Genomic DNA, 25,841 nt, shown 5'->3' with positions numbered 1-25,841 from the left:
CAGACGACTGCTAGGCGAGGAAACCCTGCAGCGGCAGCCCCAACTGTTCCGGGACTGCCGCCGCTCACGCCGTCTCGTGGTCAAGGTCGGCGGGAACAGGGTGGAACCCCTGCCGCAGGGCGTCTTCGTAGACCTCTATCGCCTGCCTGGCCTGGGCCCCGACGACCCGTCGCCCCTGGGATAGACGCTGCGCGACGCGGTCGGCGAGCTGCCTGTCCACGGAGCGCAGGACCCGGCCCTCGCGGGCCCAATCCGCGAGAGCTTGCCACTCCTCGCTGGGGATGTCCTCGACGGCGGCTTCTGCCTCGTCCGACTCGGTGCTCTCGGGCGAGGCGATCTCGAAGGGATCAGCCGTGAGCTCGGTGGCAAGCGTGGCGGGGAGCGTCCACGGGATGCGCGACACCTCGTCCCAGCAGTCGGGCTTCTTCGCCCATTCCGACACGTGCCGGTCGCCGGAGATCACCGTTTCCATGATCAAGGGACAGAGTTCGTCGAGGGCGCTGTTCAGGGCATCTGTGGTGCCCTGTTCGTTCCAGATCCTGTCGAGGTCGATCCGCTTCTTGGCCTCAAGCGAGAGCCGGGCGACCGTGTAGGTCGTGATCAGCCGTTTGTGGCTACCAGCCGAGTGTGTACGGGCGATCCGGTCGGCAGCCTGGAAAAGGAGGGAGGTGGCGATGGCGCGCTTGCAGTACTGCACGTCCACGACGGGATCGGACTTCTCGATCCGCTCCATGAAGTGGGCGAAGTTCTTCTGGGCGCCGCGGCTCACCCAGTGCGGGAGCTGTTCCCAGGAGTGCACGAAGGTGGCCAGGTCGGACTTGCTGAATCTCTGCCGGGTCGGCGTGATCAGCTTGAACTTGCGCTGGGCGGCGCGCGTCTCATACTCGGCGGACTTGTCGGTGTACTGACCCCGAGCCCGCTCGTAGAACCATCGCGTTTCCTGACCGCTGCCGTCGGTTGCGGGAGCCCACAGGCTGCGGGAGACACGCTCGAAGGCGACGTGGAACTCGTGGTTTGAGCTGAAGTCGACGAGCGTCACCTTGTTCTGGGTGTTGGAGTACTGGGAGATCCTCGGAACGATCTCGGAAAGGTGGGCGGGATCGACGATCGTGAGCTTCATCTGCACGTGTACCCCGTCCAAGTCCCGCTTGTCACGGGTCAGGACGTGGTGCAGCGAGGCGGTGGTCTGGCCGCCGTTGACGATTTGGAGGCCGGTCATGCTCCTGATGGCGATGGGACTGCCAGCCTCGTCGGTCTCGAAGTCCACGTCTGAGGCGGTGGCGGTCACACCGTTGTTGTAGGCGAGGAACTGGCCCGGAGCGTTCAGCAGGGTGTCGCGGATACCCTTGTTCACGGCGCCGCGGGTCTGGAGGAAGGACCGGACGTTGAGTTCGAGCAGTCGGGTCCGGTGCTCCTTGTACAGCTCGGCCAGCTGCCGACCGGGAATCACGGCCAGGACGACCGAGTAGTTGGGCTCGTCGCTGTGAGCCGCCAGGCACGGAAGGGGACGCTCGAAAGTCACCTTGATGGGCTCGCCGATGCTCCCGGATGTCTCGTGCCTGTGGAGCCGCGCGAGGTCCCAGAGCTCGTAGGTGACGGGGATCCCCTCGAACTCGGTGGGTTCCGGGGCGCTCGTCGTGCTGACCCGGTTGCTGAGGAGGAAGAGGCGGATCTTCGGAACATTCGACAACGCCTTCTCCACACCGACGCACATGTCGTGCACGTCGGTGTTGTCCTCCTGGTTGGGGCGGATTGCCCCGTGCTTTCCCAGGAACGCGAACAACCTGCGGAACAGCCTGTCGGACTCGGCCTTGGTCAGCTTGCTGCTCGACGGGGTCAGGTTGAAGTCCGTCGTGTAGAGGTCGAGGCTGGACCCGTCCTCAGGCAGGCCGTAGCCGTAGATCTCCAGTCCCCGAGATGAGTGGTAGGCGAGTGCCGCGTCGGTGACGACACCGGCTTCCTCAAGGATCTCGAGTACGTGCTGGGTGAACGTGTTCGGAATCGAGCCGCCCTCGGCGTCCGCCAGCGCCTGGATGTCGGTGACCAGCGCGCGGGAGTACTCGTGGACGTCGTGCTCAGCCATGGGTTCCTCGGATCAGGTCGACCAGTGTTTCGGCGGTCACGCTGTGGGTGGCCAGGGCCGACACGTCAATGGTGTAGGTGCAGTTGCCGATCCCGGGCGGCAGCGCGGCCTCGACGATCCGGGGGAAACCCTCCCCGACCGTCCAGAACTCGCTGCGACGCAGGGTGTAGCGATCATGGTCGTAGAGGTCCCGTTGGTTCGGCAGATAGCCGGCTTGGACCAGCAGGCTCTCGAAGCGCTGTGAGGCGGACGGTGAGGTCAGACGAGCCCGTATCTCGTCCACCAGGCCGTTCAGGCTCGTGCCGAGCCCCCGCTGCCGGTCGTCGAGGACGACATGGGCCAGTGCGAGGGGCGTCGAGTCGGCCGTGTCCAGCTGCCGCTCGCTCGCGATCTGCACCGTCCGGGGAGAGCGGACCGTGGTCGACTTCACCTCGACCGCAGCGCCAGGCAGCTGGAAGTCCTGGTTCGTCTGCCGGGGTCCGGTCCAAGAGCTGATAGCTGTGTGCTGGTCGACAGCCGGCAATACGTACTCGAGGAGAAAGTGGAGTTCGCCGAAGAGGCCGCACCGAGCCTGTCGGGACAGGCCCTCGCGTGACACAGAGCGCAGCAGCTGCTGCCACCCAACGTAGCGACGAACCGCAGCCTCCGCCGCCGTCTCGGTGGTCGGTGAGTCCCGCACCACCTCTGCGATGTCGGAGACGAGCGGGGTGAACACCTCCGTGAGTTCGTCGTCAGTGAGCATGACCTGGAGCTCGTACTGGTTGCCGGACACCGACGACAGGTTCAGCTGCAGGCCACGTGTGGCCGGCAGTTGTTGGATCTCCTGACGTACGGTGTCAGCGGTCCTGGCGTCAGTGCCGAGCAGCAGCATCCGCCGGAGGGCGGGGTGCGTCACCGACACCTGGATGTCGTGTGGGGAGTCGGGGTAGAGCCGCCGGGTGGACCTCCCCGGGGTCTGCTGGTGAGCTTCCAGCTCCTGCCACACACTCTCGTCGATCACTCTTCGTCCTCGAAGTCGTCGAACTCCATGTCCTGCTTGAACCAGATGTCGTTCACCACGTACTCAGTCTTCAACTGGTGGCGGGAGAACGGGAAGCTGATTGCGAACCCGACCAGCGGAGCGACCGGCTCGGGGTTTCCCGACGACTTGGCCACCTCGGCAGGGCTGAGGGGATAGAGCAGAAGCAACGGCTGGTCAGGGCGGCGCTGGTGACGCAAAGGCCGACCGCGGGGGGTGTCCGGATCGAGCGGTTCCCCCTTCCTGTTGAGCTTCCCCTTCGCGGCTTCCTGCGTGGCTTCCAGGGCACGCTTGAGCTGTTCCGGGGTCAGGTCGCGGAGCTCGTCGGCAGGGCTGAGCACACGCTTGATCGTGTAGCGGCCGGAAAAAACTTCCGAGGACCTGGAGTGGCTGCGCGTGATGAGGCCGACGGAATGGCCTGCGATCTCGGCCGGAGCTCCCTCGGGCAGTCGGCTCGCCAGACGGATCGTCCAGTTGCCCAGCTCACCCTGTTTGGCGCACTGGCGTACGTACTCCGCGATGAATGCCGGCCGCACCCGCTGGGCCTGTCGGTCGGTGAGGTAGGAGTCGAGGAAACCTTCGGTGACGTCGGAGGATGCGACGCCGCTCCAGACAATGGTCCCGCTCCGCTCGTCCACCTCCCTGGCGGAGTGCGCATCGAGGCGTGCGACAAACGACTCCAGCAGCTCGTGGTTGCTACGGACCACCTTCTCGGAGAGGTCGAAGATGGTCGTCTCGGGAAGCTCACCGGAGTAGCTGAGGCGGACACGTGTGCCCTGCCTCATCTTGTTGGACGCCGTGATACCGAGGCCTAGCGACGAGGTTCTGACCTTGAGACCGTACTCGCGGGGGGTGAGTCCAACCGCGGACATCTCCTCGACGTCGCGCCGGAGTTCGTCTGTGGCGGCAGTGATCTCCGCGTACTGGCGCTGCAGCGTACGTGTCGTGTACAGCCGACACAGGTCTTCGTAGCGAGGCCGGTAGCCGAACCAACGTCCCATCTGCAACAAGGTGTCGTACGTCTTGGAGGCACGCAGGTAGTAGCTGACCGACAGCCCTTCGAGGGTCAGACCGCGGGAGAGCTTCTCGCCGCCTACGGCGATGACTGACAAGCCGGTCTCCCGGCGCTCGTAGTACTGGAGGGCGTCCTTCGCCGCACCGTTGACGGCCATGACGATGATCTTCGCGAGGGCGGCATGGAGATGAGCTTCGACTTCCTCCCAGTCGAGCCTGTCACCGGTCATGTCCTCGGTGCAGGGGACGAAGTCCTCCTCCCAGAGCTGCCGCAGCTCTTCCTCGAGTTCTTCACGTGCGCTGCTGAACCGGTCCTGGAGAACGTCGAAGAGCAGGCGTACATGGGCGTCGATCTGGTCGCGGACCTGCTGCTGCACAGCGGTGAAGCGAGTCACGTGCACCAACATGGAGTTGTGCACTGCGACCTGCCCGCGCGCTCGGCGTGCCGCACAGGTCAGGACGAAGGACCGGATGGCGCGCTGGAGCGACTCCGGAAGGAAGTCGGGAACCTGGAGGTGGGACTTGTGCTTGTCCGGCACCCAGAGGTCCGTGTCCTTGATGTGCCTTATAAGCGGCAGGGGCTCGATGTCCTCCTCGTCGCCGTCGGTCTGCAGACCGAAGAGACGCTCGGGACCGAGGTAGTTTGACGGCGCCCGCAGGGTACGGATGAAACTCTCCGGGAAGAGGTCGGGGCCCAGTTCGGCATCGTCTGTGTCGGGGTTGATGTAGATGTTCGCGAAGGGAGTCGCGGTGTAGCCGACGTAGGACGCCTTTGTGAAGCTGTTGACCAGCCGCCTGATGGCCTTGTTGATCGCCGACGGGTTGGTGTCCGGGTCCTTGGAAGTGTTCACCCCGGCGTTGTCGGCTTCGTCGTCGATCACGAACAAGGGAAGGTCGGGAACGACCATCCGGCCGGTCTCCGGGTCCTCCACGCCGTGGTTGTCGATGACCCAGTCGCGCAGGTTGTCGATGATCCGACGGTTCTTTTTGACCACGAGGACCACTGGGACACTGCCCACCGGCACGTTCGCGGAGACCGCCGTCTTCCGGGCGAAGTCCCCCTTCTCGTGACTGGTGGTGAGCGACGCGGCCTTCAGCCGCTTGCCGTGATGCGACATAGCGCCAACACCGATATGACGATGCGCGTCGTCGTCCGAGCGGAACTGGTACTGGGTGTCGAACCCGAGGAGTCCCTCGTCGATACGGAGCTGGGTCTGGCTGCGCAGGTCGTTGTGGATCCCTGCGAACACCACGATGAGCCGGTAGCCGGCGTCGGCTGCCTTCGCGGCGAGCCCGATGAACTGCCCCGTCTTACCGGACTGTACCTGTCCGATCACGAGCCCGGTCCTGCGCCAGATGCCTTCTCGCTGAGGGTCTTCCAGCTCACCGAGAACGTCGTCGGTGCTCTGGTCAAGGCGGCGCACGAGCTGCGTCGGGAGCTTGGACACACTCAGCAGGTAGCGCCGGTAGCGGTCCCAGAAGTCCCACTCCCGGTCTGCCTTCGCGTCGGCGAGCCAGGCCACGTGGCCCTCGTCGTTCGTCATGGCGGAGGAATCAGCCTGGAACACGGAAGCTCGGGCCTCGAGCACCTTTCGCACCTGGTCCCGCTCCACGGTGATCCCCTGGGCAGCAAGGATGCTGACCGCGGTGTTCACGGCGAAGTCCACCTCGGCCGGCGTTGCCTGGCGGTCACCCGGCAGGAGCAGCAACGCGGTCTGTTCGGCCTTCTCGAGACTGTCTTCGGGGGTGGTGCTCACAGCGACCTCCAGCGGCCGGGTCGGTTGGGAGTGGGGCTACCAGGTGGGTCAGGAGTTCCAGAAGCCTTGTTGCTCGTCGAAGGGAGGCATGGAGCCGAGTACTCCCCGGGCGTCCTCAGGGGAGCGGCCCTGCTCCAAGAGCGCCTCGTACACCCGGCGAGCGATGTCGACGGTCTCGGGAGCGGCTGGCCCTGGACCGCCGAAGGGTTCGGGGTCGTCGACCGTGTCGGTCTCGTGGAGCATGCGGAGCGCCGTGACCGGGACCGTCTCCTCAAGGAGGCGGAGCATCGAGCGGACGACTTCCGGATTGCCCCCTTGGTCATCCATCGCTGCCTTCACCAAGGGGTGTTTTCTGTTGATACGCAGAGTGATCCGGCCGTCGTGACGCTTCACATTCCAGGCAAACCTCAGGGGGTCACCGTGCGCCCGCGACACCACCTGACCACGCTGTCGTGCGGAACGGGAGGCCGCCTCGCGGGTGTACCTGGCGATCCTCTCCAGGTGACGGCGCAAGGAGACGGGGGGAACCACGCTCGCTTTGCGTACGTCCACGCCCCAGTCCGCGTCGGCCTCCGCAGGGATGTCCACGGCGATCCGCGCGAGGTTGTACTTCTCTTCGCGCTTCAGGCCGCGGATCCCCAGCCAGTCACCGGCCAGAATCAGGCGATCACGGCGGTAGACGTAGAACCCCTGTTGCCCCAGCCACCCCCTCTGCCCGGCAGCCGACTCGTATTCGGCCTCCGAGAGACGCTGTGCCGTGGGGAGGATGAAGGGCTCCACGCGCACCGACTGCGATCCCAACGGCAAAGGCTCCCAGGGGATCCGCTGTACCGACGGGTGCGTGGACAGAAACGGGTCCCACGGGGAGAGGTCGGAGCCGCGCACCCGGATCCGGCACCGGACCGGACGCTTCAGGAAACGCGCGAAGACCATCGAGAGGTGGGCTTCGGTACGCTCCACCTCCGCATAGAACTGGGCCTGCGTCTTTTCGTCGTCGCCGGCCACGGCGGTGTTGTGGTAGCCGGAGAGCTGCTCCCACAGGACGACGGTCCCGTGCTGCATGCTTCCCGCGATCCGACGCAGGAGGGTCGAGGTTGTGTCGCCGGGGTCACGGAGTAGCCGCCACTCCTTGTAGTGCTCCACGACACCGAGGTCCCACGTCCGAACGTGCCAGATCCCGTCCTTGGCTGTGGCTACGGTGAGCTTGCGGCACTGGGAGAACGAGGCGGACTTCAACCCCACACCGAAACGACCGAGATCCGTGGCACTCCGTTCGGCGGATGGGCCGCGGGCCGCCACCGTCATGGCGGTCACCAGCTCGGGCTCCGTCATCCCCTTGCCGTCGTCCGTCACTGAGATCCAGGAACCCTGTCCGTCCCACGTGAAGTCGACGTCGATGTTCTTGGCCTCTGCGGAGACGCTGTTGTCCACAAGATCTGCGACGGCGGCGGGAAGCGAGTAGCCGAGCGAACTGAGCGACGCCACCATGCCGGCAGGGTCAGGCGCGGCAACGTCGAAGTCCATCTTCACGCTCCGTACCCGGTGCACCCGGTCAGTCCTGTGTGGTCGATTCGTCTGTGTGCTCTGCGAAGCGGCACGTGGCAGGACTGCTCGGGCTTCGTGCGGTGAGTGCGCTGCAACTCGTCCCGCGTCAGCCGAAATCCCCCGTTCGGAGCATGCTACCGAAAGGGGCTGGTCGGGCGTAGGTGATCTTTAAGAAGAGTTGTCCACTGGAGGCCTGCTCAGTCCAGGTCGCGTTCGCCACAGCGTCGTTGGTGACACGGGTTGCCACGGGTGGTGTTCACGCTGAGAGGACTGGCCTGGCCCCCTATTGGGCATGGAGCAGGCCATGGGTGAATCGACAGGGGCTCGGCCAATCCGAGTGTGCGAGCCGGAGTTCAGAGATGTGCTTCCCCGGCGGTGGGCACATTCTCAGGGGTGGCGGCGCGTGCAGCGGGGCTCGGTCCGGCGCTAGCAGCGAACGCTGAGCTGCTGGCTGCTGCGGCGGTGCTGCATGACGTGGCTTACGGGCCCGGCTGGAGACGGGTTTCCTGCACCGGTGTGGTCATGCCCCTGTTTCCGGCGACTGTCCGTGTTCCAAGTAGGCAGTCAGGCCGTTCGTTCGGGCCTGGATGCCAGCGGCGATTCGGCGCGCGAGGCGGGGGATGGTGAGGTCTGGCACCTGTTCGGCGCCGTGGAAGTCGTAGCCGCGGAGCTCGTCCGCTTGCAGTGCAATCTGCTGACGGAGGTCGGCGCTGAGACAGCCGCCGTCGAAGAGGTAGAGCACCTTGTCGCCCTCTCCCGGGTTCGGCGCCCAGTCGACGACGAGGAGGCGGCCGATGTGCGGCTCGATGCCCAATTCCTCCTGGACCTCACGCACACAGGCTTGTCGAGGCGACTCACCTTCCTCGACGTAGCCGCCGGGAATGTCTCGATAGTCCTTGTACGACGGCTCGACGAGCAGGACTCGATCAGCTTCGTCGAAGAAGAGGGCGCCAGCCGCCATGCGGGGGTGGGCCATCTTCGCTTCATGCTCGCTCTCGCTCACGGATTCGACTCTAGCCGCCCGCCACGATGTGGAGCCTTCGGGCCAGGTCCGCCACGGGATGGGACGGCCGGCCTCTGGTGTCGCGTATCCAGCCGATGACCAGCTCTCGGCTCATGTAGTGGTGGCGGACCTCTTCGGGGGCGGCCTGTTCGGCATCCAGGAGGACGGCCAGCGCTCGCGCACTCTCCGCGTGACAGGAAGTGCGACCAAAACGCTTTCCAAATGTTCGTACGCCCGTCCGGCGGAGGTTGTACTCGTCCTGACCTGCGGCGGAGCGTTCGGTGTGGCCTCGCCCGGCCAGCCCCGGACAGGGGTGAATGAGACCAGGAATGAGACCATCCTGAGGGCGGGTACGTCAGGGTCGAGGGCGTATGAGTGGGAACCGCATGCGGCCGAGACTGACAGCGTCCTTGCCGCCTGCATGGTTTCGCGCAACGGTTCATCACCGTCCGGCGCTGGTCGTGTGTCGGGCCACGCCGTCCGTTCGCGGCGTGGCCGCCCTACCGCAGAGTCGACAGAGCCCCTGCCTGCGGTGGCCCAGGCGGTGATGCTGCTGGTGAACTGTCGAGCCTTGATCGCGTCGTATAACTCCCGAGGCTGTATCCCCGCAGGCTACGCATCATCGCCGCGGCCCAAGCGCATGCCGGGTAGCAGATCTGCCAGTTGACCTGCAAGACCGCTTTGGATGTCGTCTTCCACCCCGGGAATACTCAGAGTCATCCGCCCATCACTCACGTGTTCCCGGATGGCCTCCAACTCGCGTCCCATGGCCGCGACGTCGCGTGAGGTGAGCCGTAGTTCCAGGATGTGGGTGTCGCGGAAAAGGACGGGGCGGATGTCCGTGCGGGTCATCAACTGCCGCGCGAAGTGCCACAGCCACTCCGGGTCACGGTGACGGATGATCAGCGTGAACGCCATCGGGCTGCGGTGAGTGAGGGGCGCATCCGGGTCGTGCCATGCCCGGGCGGCCACCATCCGCTGCTGGAGTGCGCGCGCGGGTTGCCAGTTGATGTGCGCGCCGTCGCCGGCGGGCACGAGTTTGAAGTGCAGGGACTCTTCGTGTGGTGGCGGGAGGCGCCGCGCCGGAGCGCGCGTGGGTTGCTCGGGACTTTGGGCGGTGTAGGTAGTCAGCGCGGTGTGTGCGCTGGAGTTGAGGCAGTGCTCGAGCCATCGCCAGGATGCCGGCCGCTCACTACGGCGATCTCGGGCAAGCCGCATCGTGTCGGCCAGAATACGCAGCCCTTCCGCAGCCATCGGCAGCGTGCGGTCATCTGCCAGCTGCTCCACGACGCTGCGGATGTCGAAACGGCGCCGTGTCCGGTGGGCCACCCAGAGCCCGATGGCCAGGGAGTCCGCCACTCCCTCGCCGGTGGTCCGCTGAGAGGCCAGGCCCTGCAGCCATTGTTGTGCTCCTTCCACCTCACCTCGTCGGCATAGCGAGTATCCGATGGCCAGATCAAACAGAGTGGGCCTGCGCCCAGGGGCCAGGGGAGCCTGCTGCCACGCGGTCTCGATGGCCAGAGCGGCAGGGATGCGCCCGGTACGCAGCGCTTCGAGCAGTGTGTAGCCGGAGTCGGCGACCGGTCGTACTTCGAGCGGCCCCTTCAGAGCCGTCGAGAGGGGCTTCACCGTCAACTCGGTCTGGCTGGGCAGGATGGTGCAGGCGGGGGCACGGTTGGCACCGCCTGTCTGTAGAGCCCAAATCGTGCCCGGAGTGATGTGCGGAGTGGAAGGTCCGCGATGCCTGGTGTCCCGGTCCCAGGCCATGGGAGAGTCGGTGGCCATGCTGCGGGGTTCCCACTGCCCGTCGGCGTGCTGCCAAAGGCAGATCCATCCACTACTGCTGGAGCGGGGAGTCTGCGTGCTGGACAGCGAGGGCTTCGCAGGCGGGGTGAGGGCCGTGGTGGGAGTGCTACCGCCGGTGATGACGGTCGGCTGCAGACGGATGTACGGTGACCAGCCGCGCAGGAGATGGCGTTCGCCGCGGCGCAGAGAGACGGCATGTGGGGTTCCTGCGATCAGCGGGAAGACGTCCTGGGTCTCAGAGCGACTGTTGAGCCGCTCGACGACGCCAATCACCGTTCCGGGGGTGGCGCCCGCCAGATGAGGGGGATGCACGTGTGTCGTATGTGCTCCGGACGCTGGGCTGGTCATGAAACATCCACCTGCACGGTGTGATGGAAGCATGGTGGCTGCAGCCACACCTGCTGACTTGTGGTGCTGTAGGGCCCGTCGGCGAATGCGACATGGAGGTCGCCCTCGCCTGCCGGACCCGAGTCAATCCACGGTTCAGGTCCTGGCATCCGGGACGCGACCTGGTTGCCGCGCAGGTCGGCGAGTGACCACGCCGCAGTGGCCAATGCGCTGGTGGGGGCAGTGTCAAAGTGGAACGACACCTGCGGCCGGTTGGGGAACCGCAACAGCACACCGCCGCGCACATTCGTGCTGGACGTGACGCACTGCTGCTCGGGCATATCGCGGTGGCGCAGCCCGGGCCACTGCATGAGCTGGTCGATGGCCGTCCCGATGCTGGTGGTCGTCACCTGCCAGCCTTGCCCGTCGCGGCGGTGCTCGGGCGAGAAGAGGGCCTTGAGAAGAGACCGGGTGAATAGGGTGCTCTCACCAGCGCGGCCGTGCGCCGGTGCCCCCGCCCCGGTGGAATACACGACGAGCTGTTCCGGATCATGTGAAATGTGCAGTTTAGGGCCCAGCGCCGTGGACTTCAGCGATTGCAGAGTGGCGTCCACGTCCTGCGAACTCCTGCATGCGTCGAGGAAGAAGCACTGGATGGACGCGCGGTTCCCCTGCATGTTCTGCACGGTCCCATGCACGTCGATGGAGTTTTGGAATGAGGCGAAGCGGCTGGAGCGGGTGTCCTGCAACAGCAACGCGTGATCGCCGTAGGCGCCCAGCTGGAGGCCGTGGCCGCAGAAGTAGAACAGGGCGACGTTGTCTCGGTCGCTGTCGCACCGTTCGTACCACCGCTCGAAGGCTTCCTGGACATCTTCGAGCTCGGCTGTGGTGCCGATCGCCTCGTCTACGTCGGGGAACAGGTCTGCGAAGCCTGCGGGAAGCTGCGGATCTTCGGCCGAGATGACGGCTTCGATGCTGCCTAGTGCCCGGTCCGGCACATCACGTAGCTCTTTCAACAGCGTTACGCACACCTCATACGCTGAGGCCGGAGGCGCGGTCAACTGTCCCAGCCCCTTGGCTAGCATTCCGGGGCGGGCTTGGTGCTTGCTGCCGCCGTTGAAATGGTCGTAGCGGCCGACGCCGATGACCAGGACATGGATGGCTGGGCCGGTGTCCTCGCTCTGCCACAGCGTGGTCACCGCTTCCCCTCTGCAGCGCGCATGGCAACACGATGGTGGAAGTGGGGGGAGGTGACATAGCCGCCGTGCGCCCACCAGGCCCCGGTGCCGAAGTGCAGGTCTTCCGCGCCGGCGAACACCGTGGCCGCACTGAAGGCGAGCGGGTCTGCCTGGTCCACCACGTTGATCCACCGACCCACGTTGGGTAGTGCAGGCACCTTTCGTCCGCCAGTTCCGGTCAGCGATCGGTCGCTGGCGCGGAAGAGTTTCAGCTCTTCGAAGAGTCCGACCTGCGTCCCTGCGGTGACCAGCAGATCCACCTGAAGGTGGGGACGGAAGTGGGAGAGCACGTCATGAATGATGTTGCCGCCCATGCTGTGCGCCACGACGACCAGGGGCTCGTCGTTCTGCCGAGCGTGATCGGCAGCCTCTTCGAGCGCCTCGCCAACCAAGGCAATGATCGAACTGTTCTCGACGGTGTCTCGCTGGGCGAAGTAGCCCATCACATCACCCAGCAGCAGCGCCAGCCTGCGAGTGGGTCGGCGCAGAAGTGCCGCGCCCCCACGCGTGACAGTCATGGCCGCGCAGGAGTTGAGCCGCCGCAGCACCAATCGGGCAGCCCGGGGCACACTGCTTGCGGCACCGAACGTCTCCCAGCCCTCCGCAGAACCAATGATGTTCGGCACGGGATTAGGACGCCATGCCTCGAGCTCTGCACTGAGCCGTTCCAGCAACTCCGTGTCGTCACCAACTTCGACGAGCCACGGAAAGACAGCCGGTCCGTCACCTCGCCCGCCGGTATCCGAGCGCTCAGCCCAGTACGCAGTGGCCTTCCCGCAGAACGCCGCGCCCTCACGCAGCTCGTCCTCGGTGCCGGCTAGGGCCTTACAAACGATCTCGATGGCCCACTGCAGCGAGGTCGCAGCCGCAGCGACCAGCACCCGTTCGGGCTCGGCCGCGCCGACCTGCGCGGCCACGTCTAGCACCGACGCCTCCGCGGCGCTTGCTTCTTCGGCGCCGCCGAGCCGCTCCATTCCCGCGACGTCTAGGGAAGCCCAGCCCCATGCAGGCTCCGCGAGCAGGCTGCCCCACCACGGGCTCCAGACCCGCGTCTTGTCTGGATCACAGCCCAGCGCGGACAGGACATGCTGGCGGTACAGCGCATCGCGCACAGCCATATGCTCCGGATCCTGCGGCGCTCGGTTGCCAATTCCATGGACATGCACCAACGGCACGCCAAGCCCCCTCCTCTGCGGCGAGCCCCCATTGTGCGGCACGTCACTGCCCGAACACAGCCGGATCCCCGCATACTCCGCCCGGCCGGTCATGAGGGAGACCGGTAGCGTCCCGCTCGGGGTACGAGGTGTTGGAGGCTGGGGGTCCTTGTCACCGACCAACAGGGCGATCCCTGGTGTTGGCGGGCCAGAGACTGAGCAGGATGGTACGGCGACACCGACGAGCGGAAGATGGTCCGCCGGGCCGCGACAACCTACGGTCGGATCCGCAGGCAGCCGGTGACATTGGCCCGGTCCCGAGGTAGAGGACTATCGAGCTGATCGGGAAGCCTGTGTCGCAGGCGTCAAAGCAGAAATCCTTCGAGGAAAGTGCGGGTTGGCTCGGCTGGCTTTAGTCGTTCGTGCCGAGGACTTCAAAGTGGCCGGCGAAGCTGCCGGTCAGGCTGGCCAGCACGGCTTTGCCCTTGCCTGCGGTAGCGAAGGACGGAAAGCCGATCACGCCGGATGTGGTGTACGCCCTCATGCCCTGGACTAGGAGGAAGGGACGTGGGCCGCCGTCGTGGTCGGCATCGGCGTTTCCGTCTCGCACGAGTTCTGGGGCAGCGTGCAGGAGGATGGAGGTCTCGATCTCTCCGGCGTGCATGTCGGCGTGGCGGTCGGAGTCCAAGCTGGCGTGCTCGCGGGCTCGGTCCCAGTCGGCGCTGAGCGGGAAGAGGGAGACGGCGGGACCGTCGACGTTGGCTTCCTGCACGATGTTCGACAGGACGTAGTTGCCGCCGTGGCCGTTGATGATCACGAGCTTTCTGATGCCGGACCGGGCGAGGGATGCGCGGATGTCGTCTATCACGGCGAACAGGGTCTTCGCGCTGATGCTGACCGTGCCGGGGAACGCGGCGTGCTCATGGCTGCACGACATCGTGATCGGCGGGAGCAGGTGGACCGGGTAGGCGTCAGCGACCTCCTGGCCGATGATGCAGGCGATTGCCGTGTCGGTGATCAGTGGGAGATAGCGGCCGTGCTGCTCGAAGGAGCCGACGGGGAGCACGGCGACGCGTGGCTGTCGGTCCTCGACGTCCGTGCTGGTGGCGGTCGGCAGCAGGTTCACGGCACTCCCTAAGGGTCGACTACGGGGCGGCTCTCTTCATCGTGTCGAGCTCCCTGTTCAGCTCTGAAACTTCCACCAGTTTGCGCCAGGGCGCAAGGTGGGGTTGAAGTCGGTACAGCTCGTTCAGGATGCGTGCCGAGCCCGTCCGTTGGGCGATCCCCAGTGCTTGCTCGGCGGTCTGGTGGGCCCCCTCCACGTCTTCGAGGAGGGCGTTGGCCGTTGCTAGACGTGCGAGGCACAGGCCGCGGTCCCGCTCTTGTACGGCGGGCCAGTGCCTGAGGCTTTCCTGGTAGATCTCCGCCGCCTGGCCTGGGCGTTCCAGGCGGACGTTGCAGTTCGCGGCTTCCATTTCGATGTAGGCCACGGAGCAGTACCCGGCCATGGGGTCAGCGTCATCGCCTCTGGAGGCGGCAGCGAGAGCCTGGTCGATCGCACGGGCGGTCTCGGCCGCTTCACCTAGCCCGGCCTTGCTGTTGGCAAGCTGGCGCAGTACGACGGCATGGACCCGTGGGGAGAGCTGTGTAGCGAAGCGGAGCGCGGCGCTGGCGAGGCCAGCGCCGTGTCCTGCGTGGCCGGCCTCGGTGGCGATGTTGCTGCGTCGCTGGAATAGGTAGGCGATCAACATGGGGTCGCCCAGCTCCTGGGCGTACTCCATGGCGAGGCTGGTCCACCGCATGGCCTTGTCCGCGTGGCCCGTGTCCTGATGCAGCCACCCAAGGAACTCGGTGTACCGAGCGCTGACGCGCAGGACGTCCTCGCGTAAGGGCCCGTAGGCGTCCTGGCACATCTGCTCTATGAGGGGCATCTGGCTCTGCACAGGTGCCAGCAGAAACTGTGGACCGACAAGCGGCTCGGCCTGGGCGTGCTGGTCGAGGAGGGAGGTCAGGTACGTCAGCAGCTCCGGGCTGATCGGTACGGGGTTCTTCGTCCGGAGTGGGCCCGCCGGCGGATGAGGTGTCCGGTTCTCCAGCAGGATTCCGGGCTCCGGGAATCCGAGTTCCTCGTTCGTCGCTTGGTAGGCCTCGCGGAAGAGGGGCTGGTGGTCCGCGCTCACCGGTCGTCGACCGTTCTCGTACATGGAGACGAGCGTCTTCCAGCTGGCGGGGGAGGGTGATTCGACGCCGAGGCGCTCGGCACTGGCAACAAGAGCCTCGATGAGGTCCCCCTGCATCCATCCGCGGCTGAGCCGCGCTGTCTGAAGTCTGCTCTTGGACTTCATCTCTCCCCCGAAGCACATCGCGGCCGCCCCCTCTCACTATGCGTCCAAGGTGGCGTCTGACGTGGGGAGTTAACAGTTAACAGCCGGTCCTGTTAACCCCGTCCACTGCTCGATGGCGAGGACTCGGGCTTACTTGGCGCAAGCACGACGGCGGGGCCATCAACCCCGGCAAGGTCATTCACGTGAAAGCGGCAGGCTGGAGGTGGGATTGTGCTCGGCGCTGAGATGACAGAAACGGACATCGAGCACCATCTCGGCCCCTTCGGGCCAGTGACCGGCAAGCCGCACTCCCGAACTCGGCGTGCGATGGACGGCTCTGCACTGCTGAAGGTCTACGTGGAGATCGATCCGGAAGGCCGGCGACGGCGTGAGGCTGACACGGTTGGGCGGGCCGTCCTTCGAGGGGTCTCGGCCCCGGCTGTTCTGGCCACGGGAAAGGGCGAGGCTGGGTCCTGGACGGTCTTCCGCATGCTGCCTGGGACGCCCTGCTCGATCGGCGCGCATGAAGCGATCGATGAGTACATAGGTCACGTTCTCGATGTGAGCGGCAGGGTGCATCAACCTGCTGTTGACCTCACCCCCGGCTTCGGTTGGGAACGAAGGCAAGCCGGCCCCGTTTCCCAGCACCAGTTTCTGCTGGACCAGCTCTCGTCACGCTGTCGGGGGCGGTCTTGGTGGGGGGTGCTGGGAGGGTTCCTCCTTCCACTCGACTCGCAGCCCGTGGTTTACCTGCATGGCGACCTCAAGCCCGAGCACCTCCTCGTCGACGGCGAGCGCCTACACGTCGTGGACTGGGAGGCCAGCGCCTGCGGTCCCGCTGTCGTCGATTACACCGACGTCGTCTTTCACCTCGTACGTGACTTGCTGTACGCGGACGTGCCACACGAGCGGGTTCCGGTCGATCTCCTGACTGCGATGCCGTTCAGCGGGCCCGTTCTGGCCTGGCGACTCCTCCTCTGGCTTGATCGCCGGCGGCCACACGACATCGACCTGCTCAGTACCCACGATGTTTCTCGAATCGCTGCCGAAGAGCAGCCAACAGCCGCTTACAGGGCACTGGCTCGGTCCGTTGCGGTTCTTCGGGCAGCTGGCGTCCCACGCTGACCTCGCACTTCAGCGCTCATCCGGGCGTGCTGACGCCCTGCGCACATTTCCTTAGCCCCCCTGAACGGGAGTTCTTGATGCCTCGTACAAGCACGACCATCGGAAACAGCCACCTCGTCATCGAGACCGGCAGGGCCACTCCGGACGCGACGACCATCGTGGAGCGCAAGGGCCTCGGCCACCCGGACACCCTGGCAGACCACCTCGCCGAGCGGCTGTCCCGCGCTTACAGCCACTACACCGTCCGGCACTTCGGTGCCGTCCTGCACCACAACTTCGACAAGCTCGCCCTCCTCGGTGGGGCCAGCGAGGTCCGCTACGGCGCCGGCGGGATGACGTCCCCCGTCCGCGTCCTGGTCAACGGACGGGCCGCACCCATTTGCGGCGGGGAACGGATCCCCGTACAGGAGATCGTCGAGGCCGAGGTCGGGGCCTTCTTCGCCGAGCGGCTCCCCGAGGTGTCGAACCACCTCGACATCACGTTCAACATCACCAGCAACTCCAGCCCGGGCGCCGTCCTCACCGGTGACGGAGTGCCGGACCGCACCCGCTGGTTCAACCCGCGCTCCATCGACGACCTCCGCGAGCGGCGGGTACGGCTGTCCAACGACACGTCCCTCGGGACGGGCTGGGCGCCGGAGAACCCGTTCGAGTCGTTCGTCCGCGAGCTGGTGGACCACTTCTCGGGCGAGAGTGACTTCACCCTCGCCCACGCCTGGTGCGGCTCCGACGTCAAGCTCATGGGCTACTGGGACGGGGACCGGGCGGACGTCGTGCTGTGTGTCCCTCAGAAGTCGCGCCATGTCGCCAGCCGGGCGGAGTACGTCCGCAACTCGGAGAGCGTTCTGGCCGAGTGCCACCGGCTCGCCGCCCTCCGGATGTCCGGGGCGGAGACCCGCTTCCGGCTGAACGCCCGGGACGTGCCGGAGAAGGACGAGCTGTACCTGACGTACACCGGCAGCTCCATCGAGTCCGGTGACGAGGGCGTCGTCGGCCGAGGCAACCGTGTGAACGGTCTCATCACGCCGCTGCGGCCGATGAACCTGGAGGGGGCGAACGGCAAAAACCCCGTCTACCACGTTGGCAAGCTCTACAACATCGCCGCGCAGCGGCTGGCCTCCCGGCTCCACGAGGCGACCGCGGGCCACGCGGAGGTGCACCTCGTGAGCACCACCGGGCAGCGGCTCGATGAGCCCTGGCGCATCCTCGTCCGCCTCTCCGCTCCCGACACCGAGGTCGACAAGGTGCAGGCCCTGGTCTCGGAGATCCTCACCGAGTTCCCGGCCCTGACGGACGAGCTCGTCTCCGACGGGATCGTGCTGAGCTGATGCCGAAGCGGACGCTCGGAGAGATCCCCCCAGGCTGCAGGCGGCGCTTACTCGCGCACTACGGCAACAGAGTCGAGGGCTGGATAGATGCAGTCCCCGGCCTGCTAGCGGGGGCTGCGGAACGCTGGAAGCTCTCACTCGGGGACTACTTCGACGCTGGACACGCCTCGGTGATCGCCACGGCGACCGACCTCGACGGGCGTCCGCTGCTCCTCAAAGCCTGGGTCGACCCCGCCCGGTACCGCCACGAGGTGGACGCTCTACGCCTGTGGGCCGGCGGACCAACGGCAGACGTCTTGGAGGCCGCAGACGATCTGGCTGTGGCCGCCCTCGAACTCGTAGGGGGGCGGCCCGGGGGAGCAGATCGGCCGGCGCGTGAGACGCCGATGGTCGCCGCTGCCCTTCAGGGACTCCACACCCTCGGGCGGCGCAGAAACCGGCCGAACGACTTCCCCCGGCTCGCCGGCTACCTCGACGGGGAAGTCCTCCCCCGGATCCGACGACGGGAGCACGCGCTCGACACCGGCGCCTGGCGCCCTCTCGTTGACGCCACCCTCCCGGCACTCACCGAACTTGAGGAAGACCCGAGCCGGGTGACGGTCCTGCACGCGGACCTGTACCGGGAGAACGTGCCCTTCGACTGGCTAGCGCACCCGCGCCTAATCGACCCGCTCCCCATGGTGGGTGACCCGGCGTTCGACTGGGCGTTCTGGACCGTCTACTACGACCTCGCCCGCAGGACCGGGGAGCGGCTGACCACTGCCTCACGCATCTCCCGGATCCCCATCCCCGTACTCGCGCCCTGGTGCCGCCTGCTCGCCCTCGACGGTCTCCTCTTCTACCTGGAGACCGACGACCCGAGAGCACCGCAGATGGCGGAAGTGCTCTCCGACCTCTCGGCATCAACTCCACGGAGCGGAACGTGACCACCTACATCGTTCGCCACGGCCAGACGAACTACAGCAAGCGGTACCTCGTCAATGGCGACCCGACCAAGCACATCCACCTCAACGAGGAAGGCCGGCAGTCACTCAGCCGTGCCTGGACCACCCTCCCCTTACACTCCGTGTCCACGTGGCTGACCAGCGAATTCCCGCGAGCCAAGCAGACGACTTCTCTTCTGATGGGCGTTCCCGCGGCCACGCTGGTTGTCGATGGCCGGCTGAACGAACTCGACTACGGGGAATTCGAGGGCAGCCCGTTCCTCGAATACGCGGTCTGGCTCGACACTCACGGTGCGGGGCAGCGTCCACCCGGTGCCGCAGAATCGCAGCGCGAGGGCATCCGGAGGATGCTCTCCGGGATCCTCGCCGCCCTGGAGCACCCCGGTCCCCGTGTACTCGTCAGCCACGGTCTGCTCGTCTCCGTACTGCTCTGGCACCGGGACCGCTCGCCAGACGACCGCATGCCGCTGTTCTTCCCGGAGGCCCCGTACGTCGAGCCGGTCGCCATACCCGATGACGAGCTCCCCATCCTCATCACGGCACTGCTGGACGATCTTGATATGAGCGTTCACCACGAATCAGCCACCGATGGTGACTCGACGATATTGCGGATCAGCGAGGGGTCGACGGTTGCTACCGTCGATGCGGTATCCCCATCCCACTCGCTGGATAAAAAGGATCTTCCTCATGCATGACGCCCGCGCCCTGATTGAAATGGGTGCCGAAGCAGTTCGTCGGCTCGCTCGTCGCGGTTACTCCCTGGACCTGTCCCGGCTGGAAGACCTCCAGTCCCGGCGCAACCAGAGCATCCGCTCAGCCGACGAGCTGCGGGCGGAGGCCAAGCGGGTGGCGAGCGAGGTCCAGCAGACGGCCAAGCAGGGCGGCGACATCTCCAAGCTCAAGGAGCGCGCCCGCGAGCTGAAGGACCAGATCCGGGACATCGACACCGAGCAGGAGCAGGTGCAGGAGGAGCTGACGGATCTGCTCCTGACCATCCCGAACCTGCCGGACGACGCGGCCCCGGACGGCGACTCCGACGAGTTCGCGGTCGAGGTACGGCGCGTGGGCAACCCGCCGGCCTTCTCCTTCGAGCCGAAGGACCACGTCGACCTCGGCGAGAGCACCGGCATGCTCGACTTCGCCCGGGCGACGAAGCTGTCAGGCCCCCGGTTCGTCGTCTCCCGCGGGGCGGGCGCCGCCCTGGAGCGCGCCCTGGCGACGCTCTTCCTCGACATCCACACCCGCCGTCACGGGTACGTCGAGCACGCGGTTCCGTACCTGGTCAGCCGCAAGACGATGACCGGCACCGGGCAGCTGCCGAAGTTCGAGGAGGACCTGTTCAAGACCGGCGTAGCCGACCGCGAGCTGTTCCTCATCCCGACGGCCGAGGTACCGCTGACCAACCTCTACGCCGACGAGATCATCCCGCCGGCCGATCTGCCGCTGGCCCTCACCGCGCACACTCCGTGCTTCCGGTCCGAGGCGGGCTCGTACGGTCGCGACACCCGCGGTCTGATCCGCCAGCACCAGTTCGCCAAGGTCGAGATCGTCCAGATGGTCGACCCGGCGGACGCGGACGTGACGCTGGAGACGATGGTCGGCCACGCCGAGGCGTGCCTGAAGGAGCTCGGCCTCGCGTACCGCGTCGTCAAGCTGGCCGCCGGTGACACGGGCTTCTCCGCCCAGCTCACGTACGACATCGAGGTCTGGATCCCCAGCCAGAACACGTACCGGGAGATCTCCTCGATCTCGAACTTCGGCACCTTCCAGGCCCGTCGCGCGAACATCCGCACCCGAGGCGAGGACGGCAAGCCCAAGCTCGTCGCCACCCTCAACGGCTCCGGCCTGCCCATCGGCCGCACCCTGGCCGCGCTCCTCGAACAGTGCCAGCAGCAGGACGGCTCCCTCGTCCTTCCCGAATCCCTTTTCCCGTACCTCGGCTTCCGCCGTATCTCGGCGGACGGAACACCGGAGGCATAACGTGCTCGTCGGCGTCTGCGACTTCCCTGGTAGCTACGCCTTTCCACCCGCCGGGTACGGCGGGATCGAACGATGGCTGTGGGCGGTCGCCGTCGGCGCCCGGGCCGCAGGCGCCGACGTACACCTCCTGGGGCCGGGCTGGCTCACGGACCTGGAGAACGACTGGGTCCGTAAGCCGGTCCGTCTGGAGGACGTCACCGCTGGATCGCTCGCCGAGCGCGAGCTCCGTGGCGCCCGATACGACCTTCTGATCGTGGGGCACGAGTACCCCTCGCTGCCCGCCTGGACCCGCACCTGGAACGACCTGGACTGTGACGTCGCCACGTTCCAGCACTCTCCGGTGTTCCAGCACGCCGCTACCGCCTTCGACGGCAAGCGGTCACGGCTCTACTGCTACTCGCCCGAGATGATCGAGCGGTACGCCGACCACCGGCCGATCCCCGAGCTGGCCGTGCACCTCGGCCTCAACGAGGAGGAGCCGCCGGCGGTCGCCGGTACCGACCTCGTGTGGCTCGGCCGGATCGACGAGGAGAAGGCTCCGCACATCGCCGTACGTGCTGCTCAGATACTCGGCCGCCGGATCCGGATCGTCGGACCGGTCTTCGACGAGGGCTACGTACGACGCCACGATCGGCTCTTCAGCGCAGACCACGTCAAGTGGGTCGGCGAACTCGGCGGCCCCGCCAAGACCGCTGCCATCCGCGAAGCGTCCGTCTTCGTCTACACCTACGCCCGCACCTATGTGGAGGCCGGCGCCGCTGTGTTCGGCGAATCCCTCCGCGCCGGCACCCCGATGGCCGCCCTCACCTGGCGAACCGGCACCTGCGCCGAAGCCGCCCTCTGCGACCAGACCGGCGCGATCAGCGTGGCCGATCCCGATGAGGACGACGAGACAGCGGCCCGCCGACTGGCACACGCCATCGAGCAGGCGGAGGGCCTCGACCACGGTCAGGTCCAAGAGATCGGCCTGCGCCGCTTCGACCCTGCGCGGCACTTCTCGGCGATGGCAGCCCGATCGTGCTGACTGGGGCAAGCAGTTTGGCCGGAGACTCCCTGGCCTTGCGGATACCCGCTGTGCTCCGCGCGGCGTTAGGTCCCCACTGGGAGTTCGCCGCCGACGGCTCCCGCATCCAGATCCAACACCCGCTTCGAGGCACCCCCTACAGCTCGCCGCGTCGACCACCCTCGTGGCGCGAGCTGCTGGACGGTCTGCAGCACGGGTTCGCGGGCAACGGCGCCCCTCGTGACGCCTGCCTTCCGCTCCGATGGGGCCGAGAGACCGAGCTCACCATCTCCGCGGTCCAGGCCCTCGACCCCCTCCTCAAGGAGGGCAAGCCCCACACCTATCGGAGTGGATTCCTCCCCCAGCCAGTCGTCCGCTTCACAGGCCAACGCGACGCCAGGGGCTTCTTGGCCGAGGGGTTCCTGACCTCCTTCGTCAATGTCTCCCGAGTCCAACCCATCAAGGACCTAGACGAGTACGGAGCCATCCTCGACGGCTGGCTGACCGTCCTCTCCCGACTCGGCTTCCACGCTCGGCACCTGAGCATCTACGGCACTCTCATCCCCTGGCGCCGAAAAGAGGTCGAAGGCCTAACCCTGCGCTTCCGCCACCTGGACCTCACCCTCGGCGACATCGTCCTCCTGTGGAACACCGACCACCCGGACCGCCTGGCTGTGGACCTCGGCACCGGGTTGGAACGCCTCGCCTGGGCACGTACCCGGAAACACTGGTACGACCTGGTCTACGGTCGCTTCGCCCAGTCGGCACCGCCGACGACGCTCGACGCTATCCGCACCGCCACACTCCTCCTCGGCCACGGAATCACTCCCGCGGCGCGCGGAGCGGGAGGAATCACGCGGCGAGTCATAGGCGCCATCGCCCCGGACGCTGCCCGCCTCGGCGTCAGCGCCATGGTCCGCGAGGCATTCGCCTACTGGACTCTTTTTGGCGAGCTGCGCGTTCCGTGGCCGGCAGTCGCCTGCCTCATCGAGGAAGAGGCGCTCCGGTAAACGACGGCGACGAAAGCGCTGTCCAGGGCGTCAATCGATGCGGCCCAGCACTCGAAGGCGCTCGTTCTCCTTCTCCAGCTGGGCGATGCGGCGTTCAAGCTCAGCACGGGTCGGCCGTTTTGGCGGTGGAGGAGCTGCCAGTTCTTCACGAGCAGCGGCGGGCGGCTCTCCCACGAGTCCGATGGGTTCGAAGGCCACGATCGCCGAAGACTCCTTCCCGCATTCTGGGCAGTCCATCGAGGAGGAGCCGTGCAGGGTGGGATTGCAGCTTTCGTAGTGACGCCGAGTTTCGGCGATGTGGCCGCAGTACAGACGGACCCGCCACCGCATGATCTCGTGGTCCGCCTTCTTGAAGGACTGCATCAGCTTCCAGGCATTTTCGAACGCCTGGCGGCGCCGCGCAGCCATCTCCGGGTCTGCCCGGCACTTTGCAACGTCCTCCTCGACCTGTCGGCTAACGAACTGCCTCATGGTGTCGCGCTGCTGCTGCTCGCGATGGTCTCGGGGGGTGAACTGGTACTCCTCCAGCGGAACCCCGCGACTCTCGTACTCGATGTCAGGCACGGCTGACACGCTAGATCCAAGGAGCGGAGCGGCTATGGGGGTGGAGGATCTCGACCGATTGACCCGCCGGTTCTGAACCAACTTGAATCCTGATGACCAATTAGGACAGTTGGTTGTACGAACGTCGAACCGTAGCGAGGCCGACCGGCAGCCGGGCAGTTCCCGGCAGCCGGTCTGACCGGATGGCGTGCGGCCGGTGGCGGGAAGGGCTCCCGCCACCGGCTGCCTGTCCCTGCGCTGGGTGGCTTGCCGTGTGCTTCGGCCGCCCTTCCTCGGTCAGCGACGGCGGGTTGAGTCGCTCGCTGCCCTGGCCGCCGGCTGTGCGGCAGGGGTTGCCGGCGGGGTGCGTCGGCTGCCGCGGGCAGGTAGGCCGTGAGGGGTGGCGGGCAGGTGGGCGCTGCCGCGAAGGCGCCAGACGAGGACGTCGCTGATGGAGGCGGCGGTGTCGAGTTCCCGTCGTCGGGTGGCTTCGGTGAGCAGGACGGTCGGGTCGTGGCCAGCCTTCTGGGCGTCGGTGAGGGTGGCGGCGAGGGCGGGCCAGCCGGGCTCGGTGAGGATCTGCTCGGCCAGGTCCGGTAGTGCCTGGCGGACGAGGGCGGCCTGCCGCTGCTGCACCGTGACGGCCAGACGGAAACCGCGCTGTTGGATCACGGTCAGGGGCTGCATGGCGGCTGCCTGGTAGGCGGCGTGCAGGTGCTCGGCTGCCTGGCGGGCGGCTTCGGCCTGCTGGTCGTGCTGGCGGTTGTGGTGCCAGTGCTGGGCCGCGACGACGGCCACGAGCAGGGCGTCGAGGAGGATCGCTAGGAGGGCTCCGTCCTTCGGCGCGGGTTCACGCACGATCGCCTTGATGGCCCGGCGTGTGGCCTGGGCCTGCTGGTGGCGGGCGCGGATGCGGGAGCGGCTGGCCCGCTCGAATGCCGCGGCTGCCTGGGCCAGCTGGGGCCTGTAGCTGGCGGGGGCGATGAGGGGGAGGGCGTCGAGGGTTTCGGCGACCACGGTGATGTGAGCCTGGCCCACGGCGTCGTCGGCCTGGTCGAGAACGTCAGGGATCTGGTCGACGGCGTCGGTGACCTGCTGCCATGCCGTTCGCCGACGGCCGGAGTGCCGGCCCATGGGAGCGGATTCCGTGGGTGCGAGGCGTTCGCTGATCTTGGGGTAGGACAGGTCGGGGCCGAGGGTGGAGCCTGAGAACCACACCGGCTCGCCCTTGGCGTTCCTGTCGTCGGCGAGGGCGACCTTGTAGCCGCGGATGTCGCCGGAGGGGAAGCGCTGGATGTCCACCAGCACGCCCGCGTCGCGGAGGATGGTGAAGAACTCCTCGGTGCCCGTGGCAGCCGCCACCGCCGTGCGGACGCTGGCCCGCAGCCTCTCCCGGGGCGTGGCGGTGTGCCCGGCGCGCAGGGCCCTCTCCTTCTCGGCACGGGTGGGGCGTTTGGCGGCGGTGCGGTCGCCGCGCACGACCTGGCGCAGGCCGTACTCCTTCTCGATCGCGGCGCACTCCTTGTCGGCGCGCAAGTAGTCGTTCCAGTTGCGGGGTGTGCTGAGGTCGCCGCGGACCTTGGTGGCAACGATGTGGATGTGGTCCTCGGCGTGGCGGACCGCGACCCAGCGGCAGGCGTCCGGGTCGCCGGCGGGAGCGATGCCGGTGGCGTTCAGGACACGGCGGGCGATCACCGCCCACTCCTCGTCCGACAGGATCCGGTCCTCGGGTGCGGCCCTCACCGAGCAGTGCCACACGTGCTTGTCGCGTGCCCGGTCGCCCGCCTGCTTGACCCGCAGGTCGAGGACCGTGGCGAGCTGGGCGAGCGTGGCGTCGGGGTCGCGTCCGGGATCGGGGGCGAAGCCGTCGAAGGAGGCCACGAGGTGGGGGTCGGTGTGATCCTTGGCCCGGACGGTGTCGTACAGATACCTCAGGACCCCGCGGGTGTTGGCGCCGGCCTTGCCTATCTTCGCGATCACTAGGCGGCTCGCTTCGATGTGGCGGCATCGTCCGAGGCCACATCGATCGACGTGGCGGCGTCACGGGCCAGGCCGAGGACGCGTCGGGCTTCCGCGAGAAGGGCTGTGTCCCCAGGGTGTGGATGGCCGCCGGAGTTCAGCTTGAAGGCGATCTGATTGACGTTCTTGCCGATAGCGGCGACCTGGAACCGCAGGGCGGCGAGCTCGTCGATCAGGTCATCGTGGGAGGTCCGCTGGCCGGGCAGCGCGAGATCACCGTTCAGGTGGGCCATGACGACGGCGCCGACGTAGTGCGCGCCGGCCAGATTCAGACGGCGGGCCTCGGCGAGGATCTCGGTGTGCTCGTCGGCGCTGTAGCGGACATCGACACGCATCTTGCGCTGCTCGGTGTCACGAGCGCGACGGCGGGCGACCCGGTACAGCGCGGCCTCGTCGGCGGCACGCACGACGGGCTGGCCGGCGTCGGCGCCACCGGCCGCCTCCTGCCCCGGTGCGCCCTCGCGCCGGGGTTGCACCTCCGCCACCCCCGGGGCGGAGGCAGTGTTGGACCGGCCCTTGGACGGTCCAACGCCATACCTTGCTGCCTGGTCTGGGGCTGGGGTACGGGTGTTGTGCTGCTGGTGGACGGTGAGGTCGGGGGTGTGCAGGTCGGACATGCC

20 protein-coding genes are annotated in these 25,841 nt (G+C 67.0%); 7 read left to right on the top strand and 13 right to left on the bottom strand.

The window, feature by feature from the left end:
* Nucleotides 1-64: 64 nt before the first annotated feature.
* The 10 genes from AMK16_RS19800 to AMK16_RS19755 all read right to left on the bottom strand — a co-directional run bounded on the left by AMK16_RS19800 (nt 65) and on the right by AMK16_RS19755 (nt 15,290).
* Nucleotides 65-2,083, bottom strand: a complete 2,019-nt coding sequence (locus AMK16_RS19800) for an AIPR family protein (protein ID WP_073917508.1) — start codon at nt 2,081-2,083, stop codon at nt 65-67.
* Nucleotides 2,076-3,083, bottom strand: a complete 1,008-nt coding sequence (locus tag AMK16_RS19795) for a PD-(D/E)XK motif protein (protein ID WP_073917505.1) — start codon at nt 3,081-3,083, stop codon at nt 2,076-2,078. The genes AMK16_RS19800 and AMK16_RS19795 overlap by 8 nt, the downstream gene beginning before the upstream one ends.
* Nucleotides 3,080-5,872 carry a Z1 domain-containing protein gene (locus tag AMK16_RS19790; protein ID WP_073917502.1) on the bottom strand — a complete coding sequence of 931 codons (2,793 nt, stop codon included), beginning with the start codon at nt 5,870-5,872 and terminating at the stop codon, nt 3,080-3,082. Before AMK16_RS19790 ends, AMK16_RS19795 begins: the two co-directional genes overlap by 4 nt.
* Before the next feature lie 48 nt (nt 5,873-5,920).
* Nucleotides 5,921-7,396, bottom strand: coding sequence for an ATP-binding protein (locus AMK16_RS19785; RefSeq protein WP_073917820.1), 1,476 nt, complete (start codon nt 7,394-7,396; stop codon nt 5,921-5,923).
* A gap of 541 nt (nt 7,397-7,937) precedes the next feature.
* Nucleotides 7,938-8,420, bottom strand: coding sequence for an NUDIX domain-containing protein (locus AMK16_RS19780; RefSeq protein ID WP_242438803.1), 483 nt, complete (start codon nt 8,418-8,420; stop codon nt 7,938-7,940).
* Nucleotides 8,421-9,032: 612 nt separating this feature from the next.
* Entirely contained in the window at nt 9,033-10,499 is a 1,467-nt protein-coding gene (locus tag AMK16_RS19775) for a hypothetical protein (RefSeq protein WP_073917496.1), read from the bottom strand.
* Nucleotides 10,500-10,570: 71 nt separating this feature from the next.
* Entirely contained in the window at nt 10,571-11,752 is a 1,182-nt protein-coding gene (locus AMK16_RS19770) for a caspase family protein (protein ID WP_073917493.1), read from the bottom strand.
* A complete protein-coding gene (locus AMK16_RS19765) occupies nt 11,749-12,909 on the bottom strand; it encodes a hypothetical protein (RefSeq protein WP_073917490.1) in 1,161 nt (386 codons plus the stop codon). The genes AMK16_RS19770 and AMK16_RS19765 overlap by 4 nt, the downstream gene beginning before the upstream one ends.
* Nucleotides 12,910-13,357: 448 nt before the next feature.
* Complete coding sequence (locus AMK16_RS19760) at nt 13,358-14,071, bottom strand: creatininase family protein (RefSeq protein ID WP_073917488.1); 714 nt, start codon at nt 14,069-14,071, stop codon at nt 13,358-13,360.
* A 19-nt stretch (nt 14,072-14,090) separates the two neighbouring features.
* Entirely contained in the window at nt 14,091-15,290 is a 1,200-nt protein-coding gene (locus AMK16_RS19755; protein WP_143196835.1) for a helix-turn-helix domain-containing protein, read from the bottom strand.
* Between the two features lie 210 nt (nt 15,291-15,500).
* Between AMK16_RS19755 and AMK16_RS19750 the strand changes: the two genes are divergently transcribed.
* The 7 genes from AMK16_RS19750 to AMK16_RS19720 all read left to right on the top strand — a co-directional run bounded on the left by AMK16_RS19750 (nt 15,501) and on the right by AMK16_RS19720 (nt 22,659).
* Nucleotides 15,501-16,394, top strand: coding sequence for an aminoglycoside phosphotransferase family protein (locus AMK16_RS19750; RefSeq protein WP_242438802.1), 894 nt, complete (start codon nt 15,501-15,503; stop codon nt 16,392-16,394).
* Between the two features lie 77 nt (nt 16,395-16,471).
* Nucleotides 16,472-17,722, top strand: coding sequence for a methionine adenosyltransferase (locus tag AMK16_RS19745; RefSeq protein WP_073917483.1), 1,251 nt, complete (start codon nt 16,472-16,474; stop codon nt 17,720-17,722).
* Nucleotides 17,722-18,648: an aminoglycoside phosphotransferase family protein gene (locus tag AMK16_RS19740; protein ID WP_073917481.1), complete on the top strand. Its 927-nt coding sequence runs from the start codon at nt 17,722-17,724 to the stop codon at nt 18,646-18,648. Before AMK16_RS19745 ends, AMK16_RS19740 begins: the two co-directional genes overlap by 1 nt.
* Complete coding sequence (locus AMK16_RS19735) at nt 18,645-19,361, top strand: histidine phosphatase family protein (RefSeq protein ID WP_073917478.1); 717 nt, start codon at nt 18,645-18,647, stop codon at nt 19,359-19,361. Before AMK16_RS19740 ends, AMK16_RS19735 begins: the two co-directional genes overlap by 4 nt.
* Nucleotides 19,354-20,646, top strand: coding sequence for a serine--tRNA ligase (gene serS, locus AMK16_RS19730; RefSeq protein WP_073917474.1), 1,293 nt, complete (start codon nt 19,354-19,356; stop codon nt 20,644-20,646). Before AMK16_RS19735 ends, serS begins: the two co-directional genes overlap by 8 nt.
* 1 nt (nt 20,647) lies before the next feature.
* Nucleotides 20,648-21,670, top strand: coding sequence for a glycosyltransferase (locus tag AMK16_RS19725; protein ID WP_073917472.1), 1,023 nt, complete (start codon nt 20,648-20,650; stop codon nt 21,668-21,670).
* A 35-nt stretch (nt 21,671-21,705) separates the two neighbouring features.
* Nucleotides 21,706-22,659: a hypothetical protein gene (locus AMK16_RS19720; protein WP_242438801.1), complete on the top strand. Its 954-nt coding sequence runs from the start codon at nt 21,706-21,708 to the stop codon at nt 22,657-22,659.
* 30 nt (nt 22,660-22,689) lie between these two features.
* Here the strand turns inward: AMK16_RS19720 and AMK16_RS19715 are convergent, their stop codons facing one another.
* From AMK16_RS19715 to AMK16_RS19705, 3 genes are all read right to left on the bottom strand, one after another.
* Nucleotides 22,690-23,223 (bottom strand): hypothetical protein, encoded by a 534-nt coding sequence (locus tag AMK16_RS19715; RefSeq protein ID WP_073917470.1) that lies wholly within the window; start codon nt 23,221-23,223, stop codon nt 22,690-22,692.
* 276 nt (nt 23,224-23,499) lie between these two features.
* Nucleotides 23,500-25,182 carry a relaxase/mobilization nuclease domain-containing protein gene (locus AMK16_RS19710; protein WP_073917467.1) on the bottom strand — a complete coding sequence of 561 codons (1,683 nt, stop codon included), beginning with the start codon at nt 25,180-25,182 and terminating at the stop codon, nt 23,500-23,502.
* Nucleotides 25,182-25,838, bottom strand: a complete 657-nt coding sequence (locus AMK16_RS19705) for a plasmid mobilization relaxosome protein MobC (RefSeq protein WP_242438800.1) — start codon at nt 25,836-25,838, stop codon at nt 25,182-25,184. The genes AMK16_RS19710 and AMK16_RS19705 overlap by 1 nt, the downstream gene beginning before the upstream one ends.
* Between the last annotated feature and the right edge of the window lie 3 nt (nt 25,839-25,841).

The organism is Streptomyces sp. CB00455 (genome assembly GCF_001905445.1).
In the GTDB taxonomy this organism is placed as follows: domain Bacteria; phylum Actinomycetota; class Actinomycetes; order Streptomycetales; family Streptomycetaceae; genus Streptomyces.
The sequence above is the reverse complement of the archived record's forward strand: the minus strand, read 5'-3'. Positions and strand labels throughout refer to the sequence as shown.